General features: G+C 43.6%; 8 protein-coding genes and 1 pseudogene. All 9 read left to right on the forward strand.

What is annotated here, in order from left to right:
• The first annotated feature begins 2 nt into the window (after nt 1–2).
• The gene (locus tag A6K76_RS03285; protein ID WP_139108637.1) at nt 3–1,472 is read left to right on the forward strand and encodes an S-layer homology domain-containing protein; all 1,470 of its coding nucleotides are present in this window, start codon (nt 3–5) and stop codon (nt 1,470–1,472) included.
• Between the two features lie 63 nt (nt 1,473–1,535).
• On the forward strand, nt 1,536–4,481 hold the full coding sequence (locus A6K76_RS03290; protein ID WP_066462062.1) for a vWA domain-containing protein: 2,946 nt from the start codon (nt 1,536–1,538) through the stop codon (nt 4,479–4,481).
• Between the two features lie 426 nt (nt 4,482–4,907).
• Nucleotides 4,908–6,260: a glutamyl-tRNA reductase gene (gene hemA, locus A6K76_RS03295; protein ID WP_066462063.1), complete on the forward strand. Its 1,353-nt coding sequence runs from the start codon at nt 4,908–4,910 to the stop codon at nt 6,258–6,260.
• Between the two features lie 166 nt (nt 6,261–6,426).
• Nucleotides 6,427–7,251, forward strand: a complete 825-nt coding sequence (locus A6K76_RS03300; RefSeq protein ID WP_066462064.1) for a cytochrome C assembly family protein — start codon at nt 6,427–6,429, stop codon at nt 7,249–7,251.
• A gap of 21 nt (nt 7,252–7,272) precedes the next feature.
• Entirely contained in the window at nt 7,273–8,205 is a 933-nt protein-coding gene (gene hemC, locus A6K76_RS03305; protein WP_066462065.1) for a hydroxymethylbilane synthase, read from the forward strand.
• Nucleotides 8,195–8,902: pseudogene (locus A6K76_RS16965) on the forward strand (uroporphyrinogen-III synthase); the annotation flags it as partial. The gene hemC and the pseudogene A6K76_RS16965, both read left to right, overlap by 11 nt.
• 45 nt (nt 8,903–8,947) lie before the next feature.
• Nucleotides 8,948–9,928, forward strand: coding sequence for a porphobilinogen synthase (gene hemB / locus A6K76_RS16970; protein WP_066462091.1), 981 nt, complete (start codon nt 8,948–8,950; stop codon nt 9,926–9,928).
• Nucleotides 9,928–11,223 (forward strand): glutamate-1-semialdehyde 2,1-aminomutase, encoded by a 1,296-nt coding sequence (gene hemL, locus A6K76_RS03315; protein WP_211271730.1) that lies wholly within the window; start codon nt 9,928–9,930, stop codon nt 11,221–11,223. Before hemB ends, hemL begins: the two co-directional genes overlap by 1 nt.
• A 233-nt stretch (nt 11,224–11,456) precedes the next feature.
• Nucleotides 11,457–11,780: a hypothetical protein gene (locus A6K76_RS03320; protein ID WP_066462071.1), complete on the forward strand. Its 324-nt coding sequence runs from the start codon at nt 11,457–11,459 to the stop codon at nt 11,778–11,780.
• Nucleotides 11,781–11,806 lie beyond the last annotated feature (26 nt).

Genomic DNA, 11,806 nt, shown 5'->3' on the forward strand with positions numbered 1-11,806 from the left:
GCATGATTACAAAACGATTTATGAAGGCGAGCGCAACATTGGCAGCTGCACTTGCACTAGCTGCTAGTCTTCATATAAACGAAGCAGACGCAAAAGCTCCTGACGTGTACGGCGGTATTATGAATGAATACGAATATGAGGAAGTTGTTTTTCTTACAGGACAGCCGGTAACATTCAAAGGAGATTCAAAAGTCGCGAAGTTTACGGAAAGTGAAAAAAGCGGCAAGCGCACAGAGACGCATTCATTAAAAATGGTCAATCCGGACGGCGATGAATTAACGCGCACATACACGTATGAATACGATGTGAAAACACAGCCAGCAGTCGGGCAGTATACAGAAAATGGGAACGTCCGATCGTTTAAAGAAGAAATTGTCATTGATGATATTACGTATATTTTAAAGGACTATCAATATTCAAACTCGATTTGGTATGACAAGCTAGCGGCGAATACGTATTTTTCAGGCAATGCAACGATTCGTAAAATTTACGAAACAGAGGCTGGAAAAGACGAGAAGCCAAAGCGTATTGAAGTGTACGTAACGAGTGAAAATAGCGGCTATGAAAACTTCTGGGGTGCGACGGAAACGAAGCTAACCGATGCAATTTATATGCATGAAGATTTAGGAACGTACTCGGTGAAAAACCGCGTGTCCAACAGCAAGACAAAAACGTTAACGTATGAGGAAAGTACACCGTCGTTAGCGAATGTACCAGGTGGCTATTTAGTTGTAACGAACGCTGATGTCATTTCAGAATATGAATATGCTATCCCTACGTTAAAAAGCGAAGGCAAAATTCAACTCGATACGGAATATAGTACTCGCAACGAACGTTTAGCTGTGCCAAAGTTCCGCGATTTAGCGACACACTGGGCAAAGCCAGATATTGAGAAGCTATACTCACTTGGCGTATATGATGATGATAGCAATTTCTTCTCACCAGGTACACCGATGCAGCGTTACGATTTCTCAGTCGCAGTTGCAAAGGCGATTGATTCACGTGTAGAGCTAGAAAAACCGACGAAAAAAAATCCAACACCAAAAGCATTGTTTGACGATGTGAGCGTACCGAAATCAACGAAGGAGCGCAATGATTATTCATATTTTGCGAGCATCGTTGAAAAAGGTGTGCTGCGAGGTGAAAACGGCTTGTTTAAACCGAAAGATTCATTAACGCGTCAGCAAGCGGCAGTCATTATCGTACGCGCACTCGGTATGGAGCATAACGCGCCAGACCCAGGATACCAAACGTCATATGCAGATGATGCGCGCATTGCAGACTATGCACGCGACGGCGTATACATTGCACAGGAGCTTGGCATTATGATGGGCGACCCAGCGACGAATATGTTTAATCCGTATAAACCGCTTACACGCGCGCAAGCATCGGCCATTATTACGCGTTTCTTACAATACTTAGAGGAAGATTTACAGCAAAATTATCGCGATGATATTTTATTATTCAACTAAATGAAGGGAGCGGGCGTATGCTCGCACCACTTCTCACTTTACAATAAAGAAAGGTGAAAGCCGATGAACAAGACAATGCGACGATGGCTCGTTGTAGCAGTATTATTTCTCGTAACGCTCGCTGCTGCACCGATGTCTTCAAAGGCGGCAACATTAACGGACGTGCCAGCAACGGATCCAAACGCACGTGAAATTAATTGGGCGGCCGATAACGTTATGCAAGAATTGCTAGATAATAATTATTTCCGACCACAATCGGTTATGACTGAAGTACAACTAGCGCGTGCTTTAGCACATTTAGATAAAGACTTTCCATCATTTAACGGCTTTGAAACGTCTGTCGTTTATAACTTTTATGAGGAATACAACATTCCATACAAAGGGACATTCGATAACACAGGGCGAAACGAAAACGTAACGCGCGGCGACTTTGCTCGCATTTACGCAGCGTTTAAAGGTTATGATTTATCGGAGCTATATGCGGTACAACTTTTATACATTAACGAAGTAACAGCAGGGAAAACAGATAAGCGTACGTATGAAGATTTTGCGCCAAATGAAGAGCTTACACGTTTAGAGGCGGCGAAGTTTTTATACAATATTGCACGAAAAGGCAACTTCTCTGTAAAAGGAATTAGCGGCGAGGCGAGCGGTAAAGATAATCAAAAAATTACGTTGCCAGCAGGATTCACTGAAACGCCATTGCCAATTCCGACACCAGAAGCAGATGCGAATGATAGCGCGAGCAACCCAGCGTGGAGCAATCGTGTAAAAAATATGGACATTACGAAAACAGAATTAAATGCGAATGGTCGTGATATGACGAACATCTCGTTCGAATTCAACACATGTACAGGGGCAGACGTCAATAAATCGAAATCGTACACGTTTGAGGTGACGTCGAAGTTTGGTGCACAAGTCATTGACTCAACAGGCGAAGTTGTAGGAACAGTGCAATCAGACGGCGGTTCGATTTCAGTTAACATTATCGCACCAGCATTAACGCGTTCCGTTGTCGACATCATTTCATTTAAAATGGTTGAAACAACGTCAGATAGCACGGTGGAATGTTACACACGTGCGCCAGTGAACGCACAGCTACAATATACACCGAAAGCGGAAATGGTCATGAACTATGAAGTGTTTGACCCACAACAGCCGCAGGAAGACCAAGGTGATGTCGGTGCATTACCAGATCCATTGCCAGGTTTACCGTTTGGTGAAGGCGCAACAGGTACAGACGTATTTTTAACACCAGGTGAAGTAGATATTCGTGACATCGACATTTCAAATCGTATTTTTACAGCGCGTAAATATGAGTCGTACCGTGATGATTATGGCATGCAGCAAAATAACGATTTAATTACAGCGTTCGTTGATTACGAATATGCGGCACTTTTATACGAAGGAACGCGCATTACACCGGAAATTTTTGAGCGTATTGTGGAGACGTATTTATACGGAGATACAGAATTAGATATTCAACCAATTGACACGTACTTAAAAGTAATTTACACAGTGAACGATGAAGGGCGCATTCAGTTTGAAATTATGGGCTTACATTCGGTGCTACCAATTCATGAAGAAGCTGATGAATATTATGCGTTCACACCACTGATGGTACTACAAAAATTCGTGCCAACAGCGGCAACAGTAGCAATCGGTAACCGCGACTCAGTAGAAGTGCTGCGCGGCATGTTTAACGACTTATCGAACTTTGATAAAGATAGCTACTTACTATATCAAAGCGGTCGTTCTTATTCAGACTTGCAAAGTTTATTTGCGAAAATGGATAGCTTAATTGAAGCGAACGATAAAGCGGACGTACCACCAGGCTTTGATGGCTACACGAAAGTACTCGTAACGCTATCTCGTCCAGGTGGGCAAATCATTACCGATTATTTAGGTGATGTTGAAATTAGCTTTAACGGTGAAACACAAGTCGCAAAATTTGTGACGAACACAATCGACCATACGACTGGAAAAGGTTCAGCTGGCGTAGCGGTTGCATACTTCAACTCGATCGCATACGGTGAGTCAGAAATTTCAGCTAAAATTGTACGTACAGACTCAGCGTACGACTCGATTTTAAAGGACGTTGTAAATGAAGTTGTAACGAAGCAATTTTATACAAGTCAGCCGTTTAATGAAAAAACATGTTTACCGACTGTTGAAATGGCATACTTACTTGACTACTCAGGCTCAATGAATCGCGTAGACCAAGAAAATGCACGCGCAACAGAAACGCACAAGTTTATTCGTCATATGGAGCAGGCGACAAATATCGCGATGAGCTTCGGTCGTACAACGTCGCTTGAAGCAAAAGGGAATGCGACGGACGTGGCGAACTTGAAGCCGTACAACGACGTAAAAGCGCGCGGTGTAACTGACATTCCAGCTGCGATGAAAACCGCGTTAACGCATTACACGACGACAACGACAGAAAAAGTAATGATCATCATTTCAGATGGGAAAACACGTACGACGAATTTAGATAACGTCATTCAAGAGTACAAAACAAAAGGTATTAAAGTATACACAATTGGGTACGGTACAGGGGCACAAATTGATGACAACTCACTTCGAAAAATTGCGACACAAACAGGTGGACAATATTTCAACGTCAGCACAATTATGCAGCTGCACAACGTATACGAGGCGTTAACACAAATTATTTTATGTAAAACAGCAGTCGATGCTTGCGTATACGACAGCTCAATTTTCACAAACGTATCGGTGCGTTCGACGCGTACGTTAATGGCCATTACAGCTTCAGTAAACGAAGCGTGCGGCGACATCGTATCGCTAGTAGCGAGTTACGAGCTACCGCGAGGCACAGTAGACTTTACGCTCAAGCCGCGGAATGAATCGAATTATCGTCTAACGATGAAGCGACGTCAGCTTTCAGGGCTTGCCATTCAGCAGGAGATGCAAATTAAAGCGCTCGATGCAAACGGAAACGTATTAGCAACGAAGCAAATTGAACAAGCATTACCGAATATGCGTTAACATAAAAAGAGTTTGGGATACAAAATCGCATAACAGATGATATTCATCGTGAAAATTTAATGACGGAGCGAGTGAAGCGGCGACTCCTATGGGAAAAGAACGTGTCGAGAGACTTGCGCGTTCCCCTAAGAAAGCGTCCGCGTAACGTAGCGTAGTCTAACAGCAAAAGGGCGTTATCGGAAGAGTTTATTTTTCCGATAACGCTTTTTCGTTGCATACGCCATGACCGAATTTTCACGATTACGACAAACATTTTGTTACAATTGAGCAACGACATTGCTTTTGAAAAACGCTTTTGTTACACTTACTTTATAATTATTCTAATTAAGAACAAACGTTTTCACTCTATCTATGTGAGCAAAAGTAGGGTAAGCTTTATGTTATACTAATCATTATGAATTTGAAGGTGTGAGGTGTCGGGGGTTCATGCATACTTTAGTCGTAGGCTTGAATTATAAAACAGCGCCTGTTGAAATCCGTGAGAAATTATCGTTTGCAGAGCATACAATTCCGGAAGCAATGGCAGCATTACAGCAGCAAAAAAGCGTATTAGAAAATGTCATTGTATCAACATGTAATCGTACGGAAATTTATGCGGTTGTAGACCAACTACATACAGGTCGCTATTATATCAAGCAATTTTTAGCTGAATGGTTTCATATGCCAATGGAAGAGTTTTCACCACATTTAATTATTAAAGAGCAAGACGAAGCGGTGCAGCATTTATTCCGTGTATCTGCTGGTATTGATTCGATGGTTCTTGGTGAAACGCAAATTTTAGGTCAAGTGAGAAAGAGCTTTTTAAACGGGCAGGAGCTTGGTTCAACAGGTACGGTATACAATCAATTATTTAAGCAAGCCGTAACGTTTGCAAAACGCGCGCATACGGAAACAGCAATTGGTGAGAATGCAGTATCCGTATCGTATGCGGCAGTGGAGCTTGCGAAGAAAATTTTCGGCTCACTGAGCAAAAAGCACGTTGCCATTCTCGGTGCGGGACAAATGGGTGAGCTTGCGATGGAAAACTTATACGGTAGTGGTGTTGGTGAAGTAACAGTTGTCAATCGTACGCTTGAGAAGGCAGCGACATTAGCGGCGAAGTTTAATGGGCAAGCAAAATCGATGCAAGAGCTACAATGCACGTTGCTAGAGGCGGACATTTTAATTACGTCTACAGGTGCGACAAATTACGTCATCGATTTTGAAGTGATGCAATACGTCGATCGTTTACGTAAAGGCAAGCCGTTATTTTTAGTCGACATTGCAGTGCCACGTGACATTGATCCGCGCGTCGGTGATTTGGCGAACGTTTTCCTATATGATATTGATGATTTACAAGGGATTGTCGAGGCGAACTTAGCCGAGCGTGAACGAGCAGCGATGCAAATTGAGGACATGATTACAGGTGAGGTGCGCCAGTTTAAAGAATGGGTGCAAACGCTCGGTGTCGTGCCAGTCATTGCTGCACTGCGTAAAAAGGCGTCTACTATTCAAGAAGAAACGATGGCGAGCATTGAAAATAAAATGCCAAACTTAACGGAGCGTGAACGTAAGCTGTTAAGTAAGCATACGAAATCAATTATTAATCAGCTATTAAAAGATCCGATTTTGCAGGCGAAAGAGCTTGCAACCGAGAAAAATGCGGCGGAAAAGCTTGAATTATTCCAGCAAATTTTCGGTATTGAAGAGGCAGTTGAGGAAGAAATTGCGCAGCAGCGTACGTCAGCGAAGCAATCGTCACCGCAAGCAAGTACGTTACGTGCTGACATGCTATATTAATATTTAGCGCAACGAAAAAAAGAGCGTAAATACGACAGCGTTTTCGCACAGATGTGATACACTATGTGCGAGAGCGCTTGTTTTGTAATGGGATAGACAAAACGAGCACATATGTAGATGAACGCCTTACATTGCGTGCATTTATATAAAGAAGAAGGGATTGCTTATGGTACATGTCATGACTGCTGGATTATATGAGCTAATGATTATCGTATACGCAGTCAGTATTATTTTATATGTTGTCGATTATTTATATAAAGTGCCAAAAGCAAAGCGTCGGGCGTTTTGGCTCGTGTCGCTCGTATGGGTTGCACAAACGTTATTTTTAGTTAACTTCGTATTTGAAACGAAGCGCTTTCCGATTTTGTCGCTATATGAAGGTATTTTCTTTTATGCGTGGCTACTCATCACAATTTCGATTGCGTTGCATTGTTTTGCACGCGCGGACTTGCCAGTATTTTTCGTCAATATTTTAGCCTTTATTTTTACGACGATTCATACGTTTGCGCCGAACAATACGAACGTAGTCGCAACGACGATGGTATCGGAAATGCTGCTTATTCATATCGGCTTTGGCATTTTAGCGTACGCGGCGTTTTCGCTTAGCTTTGTGTTTGCAATTTTATATATTTTGCTGTATCGCGTATTGAAAAAGAAAAAGTTTTCAAAGCAATGGACGCGCTTACCGTCATTAGATGCGACAACGAGATGGATTCACTTTAGCGCACTTGTCGGCATTTGCTTACTCGTTGTGAGTTTAATTTTAGGCTCGGAATGGGCGCTGCTGACGATTGATGATGTGTCGATTTTTGACTTTAAAATTGTCGGCTCATTTATTTTAGCGCTGCTGTATAGCGTCATTTTATATGCAAGTCGCTTAGGGCGTTTAATTGGTACGCAATATGCGTGGGTGCATGTATATGCGTATTTATTTTTAATCATTAATTTCTTTTTAGGGAACTCTTTATCGAACTTCCATGTTTGGTATTAGGGATAGAAAGGTTGGATTGTATTGAGAAAAATTATTGTCGGGTCACGTAAAAGTAAATTAGCGTTAACGCAAACGAATTGGTTCATTAACGAATTAAAAGCAGCGGGCGTACCGTTTGAATTTGAAGTAAAAGAAATCGTCACAAAAGGCGATCGCATTTTAGACGTGCAGCTTTCAAAAGTAGGCGGTAAAGGGTTATTCGTTAAAGAAATCGAGCAAGCGTTATACGATAAAGAAATCGACTTTGCGGTGCACTCAATGAAAGATATGCCAGCTGTATTACCAGAAGGCTTAACGATTGGCTGCATTCCACCGCGTGAAGATGCTCGAGATGCGTTCATTTCAAACGGACATGTGAAGTTTGCGGACTTACCATCAGGCGCGGTCGTTGGCACGAGCTCATTACGTCGCTCTGCCCAGCTATTAACAGCTCGTCCGGACTTAACGATTCAATGGATTCGCGGCAATGTCGACACGCGTTTAAACAAGCTGGAAACAGAAAACTACGATGCGATCATTTTAGCAGCGGCAGGCTTAAAACGTCTTGGCTGGAGTGAAGATGTCGTAACGGAATATTTAGACATAGACGTTTGTTTACCAGCTGTTGCACAAGGCTCACTCGGTATTGAATGCCGTGCAGATGATGAGGAGCTTCTTGCACAGTTAGCGAAACTAACAGACGCAGCAACGTGGACGACAGCACATGCGGAGCGTACATTCCTTGCAGCGATGGACGGCGGCTGCCAAGTACCAATTGCAGGTTATGCAACGGTAGAAGGCGACAGCGTGACGTTAACAGGCTTAGTTGCTTCACCAGACGCATCGGTTGTATATAAAGAGACGGTAACAGGTACAGACGCTGTAGCAGTTGGCGAAGCGGTAGCGAAAAAGCTAACAGAGCAAGGAGCATTCGACCTAATTCAGCGCGTGAAGGCTGAGCAAAATGCCGAGTAGTTTAGAAAACGAAACGATTGTCATTACCGGTTCAGCAAAAACGAACAGCGTACAACAGCAAATAGAAGCGTGCGGGGGGCAAGTATTGTACTTGCCCCTTATTGCGACAAAAGAGCGTATTTCAGAAGACGACCGTCCATTGCTTGCGCAGCTTAATACGTTTGATTGGCTGTTGTTCACGAGTCAAAATGCGGTCGATGCGTTTGCGGCAAAATGTGCACGTCACGGCGTTGCGATTCGTTCGATTACGTGCCAAATCGCGGCAGTCGGCACGAAAACGAAGGCGGCACTTGAAGCGCTCGGGCTGACCGTGCATTTCGTGCCGAGCGTCTTCAGTGCGGACGTGTTCATACAGGAATTTCCGCGCGTTGCAAGTCAAGACGCACGCTGTTTATTTTGCAAAGGCAATTTAGCAAAAAATACGATCGAGCAGCTGCCATTCTCTGTACAGTCATGGATCGTTTATGATACGGTAGAACATGAAAAAAACGCACAGCAGCTCGCGCATATTTTGCAAACGACGCCGCACGCGACAGTCATTTTTGCAAGTCCGTCTGCGGTGCGTACATATACACAATCAGTGCTGCCATACGTCGCTTGGGAACGAGTGCGCGTCGCATCAATCGGTCACATTACGACTGCCGCGTTACAGGAGGCGGGGGCAAAACATATTTTGCAGCCGTCTACGTATACGATGGAGGCGGTGGTTGAGCTGATTATTCAACAAAGTGAGGGAACGACTATGACAAACTTATCATTTAAACGTCACCGTCGCCTGCGTCATACAGCGGCGATGCGTGCATTAGTGAAGGAGACGCATTTACACGTTGAAGATTTCATTTACCCAATTTTCGTCGCAGAAGGAACAGGCATTAAAAACCCGATTAACTCGATGCCAGGCATTTATCAGTTTTCACTTGATACGTTTGAACAAGAGTTAAAAGAAGCGGTAGACTTAGGCATTCAAGCGGTCATTTTATTCGGCTTACCGGCAGAAAAAGACGCAGAAGGAACAGGCGCATTCCACGACCACGGCATTATTCAAAAGGCGACACGTCGAGCAAAAGAGCTATATCCACATTTATTAGTCGTTGCCGATACGTGTCTTTGTGAATATACAGATCACGGGCATTGCGGTGTTGTAGAAGGAGATCAAATTTTAAACGACCCATCACTTGATTTACTAGCGCGTACAGCCGTTGCCCAAGCAAAAGCGGGCGCGGACATTATCGCACCGTCAAATATGATGGACGGCTTCGTAGTGGCAATTCGTCATGCATTAGATGAAGCGGGTTATGCGCATTTACCGATTATGTCCTATGCGGTGAAATACGCATCAAGCTACTACGGACCGTTCCGTGAAGCTGCAGACGGCGCACCGAAATTTGGCGACCGTAAAACGTATCAAATGGACCCGGCGAACCGTCAAGAAGCATTCCGCGAAGCACAATCAGATGTCGACGAAGGAGCAGACTTCTTAATCGTTAAACCTGCACTTGCTTATTTAGACATCATTCGCGATATGAAAAATACACATCCGCTACCGATCGTGGCGTACAACGTATCAGGCGAATATGCGATGGTCAAAGCAGCAGCACAAAACGGCTGGGTAGATGAAAAATCAGTCGTGCTTGAGACGTTACTCGGCATGAAGCGAGCAGGATCAGACTTAATTATTACGTACCATGCAAAAGATGCGGCACGTTGGTTAAAAGGAGAATAATGATGCGTTCATATGAAAAATCAAAGCAAGCATATACAGAAGCAGTTGACTTAATGCCAGGTGGGGTAAACTCACCAGTACGCGCATTCAAATCAGTAAACATGGATCCGATTTTCATGGAATCAGGGCAAGGGGCAATTATTACGGATATCGATGGCAATGAATACATCGACTACGTATTATCATGGGGACCTTTAATTTTAGGTCACTCGGAGCCAAAAGTAGTCGAAGCGATTCAAACGCAAGCAGCGAAAGCGACGTCATTTGGTGCACCGTCACTATCGGAAACAGCATTAGCGAAACTTGTGATGGACCGCGTACCTGGCATTGAAATGATTCGTTTCGTATCATCTGGTACAGAAGCAACGATGTCAGCACTTCGTCTAGCGCGTGGTGTCACAAGTCGCGACAAAATTTTAAAATTCGAAGGCTCATACCACGGGCACGGCGATTCATTATTAATTAAAGCAGGTTCAGGTGTTGCAACGCTTGGGTTACCAGATTCACCTGGTGTGCCAGCAGACATTGCGAAAAATACATTAACAGTTGCGTACAACGACTTAGAAGCGGCGAAAATTGTATTTGACAAGTTTGGCAGCGAGCTAGCAGCAGTCATCGTCGAACCAGTCGCAGGCAACATGGGCGTTGTGCCACCGAGCAAGGAGTTTTTAACAGGATTACGTGCGTTAACAGAGGAGCACGGTACGATTTTAATTTTCGATGAAGTTATGACGGGCTTCCGCGTTGATTACGGCTGTGCGCAAGGCTATTACGGTGTGACACCAGACTTAACGACGCTTGGGAAAGTAATCGGCGGCGGTTTACCGGTAGGCGCATTTGCAGGAAAGCGCGAAATTATGGAGCAAATCGCACCAGCTGGACCGATTTATCAAGCAGGAACGTTATCAGGGAATCCATTAGCGATGACGGCAGGTTATGCGACGCTTTCGCAGTTAACACCTGAATCGTACGTATATTTCCAAAAGCTTGGCGACCAATTAGAGGCAGGTTTCCGTGAAGCGGCGACGAAGTACAACATTCCACATACAGTAAACCGCGCAGGCTCGATGATTGGCTTCTTCTTCACGAACGAGGACGTAGTAGATTTCGAAACGGCGAAAACATCGGACTTAGCGTTATTTGCGGAATACTTTAAGTTAATGGCAGAAGAGGGTATCTTCTTACCACCGTCACAGTTTGAAGGGCTGTTTTTATCGACAGCGCATACAGAAGAGCACATTGCAAAAACGGTGGCAGCGTTCCATACGGTGTTTGAAAAGTTAGCAAGACGATAATATACAAAAAAGGACTGCAGAAGAGTCGATATTTATCGGCTTCCGTGCAGTCTTTTTTAGTTATTAATATCGTTCATCACCGTAAGCTGGGGTTGACGTATAAAAGTTGCTTGAGCCGCGCCCGCGGAAAGCCTGCCTCGACGTGAAAAGCAACCCCAAGTTATGGTGAAGAGCCATTTAATTGTAAAATAAATGATTCTATAGTATTATTTTAAGTTGTGGAGGTGTGAGAAATGAATCGGTATTTAGATGATATAGTTGTGCAATTTAACGCAAAGCGGGTAATTATATCAGCGAAAATCATCGTTATTACTATGAGTGTACTACTCATTGCGAATGTTGTTGGTACAGTATTTGGTTTACGTCAGGAGCCTTACTTTAAAGGTTATATTATCATTTATAGTGTGTTATTGCTGTTGAATGCAGTATGTCTTTATTATTTCAATCGACATAATTATTCGATTCAAACAGCGCGTACGTACAAGCGACTCGTATCAATTTACGTATACGGTGTCATTTTATGTGGTGTTTGTATTTCTTATATATATAGACGGTGAAAGAAAATTAGAGTTTCAAACAAAGT

It is taken from the genome of Caryophanon latum (genome assembly GCF_001700325.1).
Classification (GTDB): domain Bacteria; phylum Bacillota; class Bacilli; order Bacillales_A; family Planococcaceae; genus Caryophanon; species Caryophanon latum.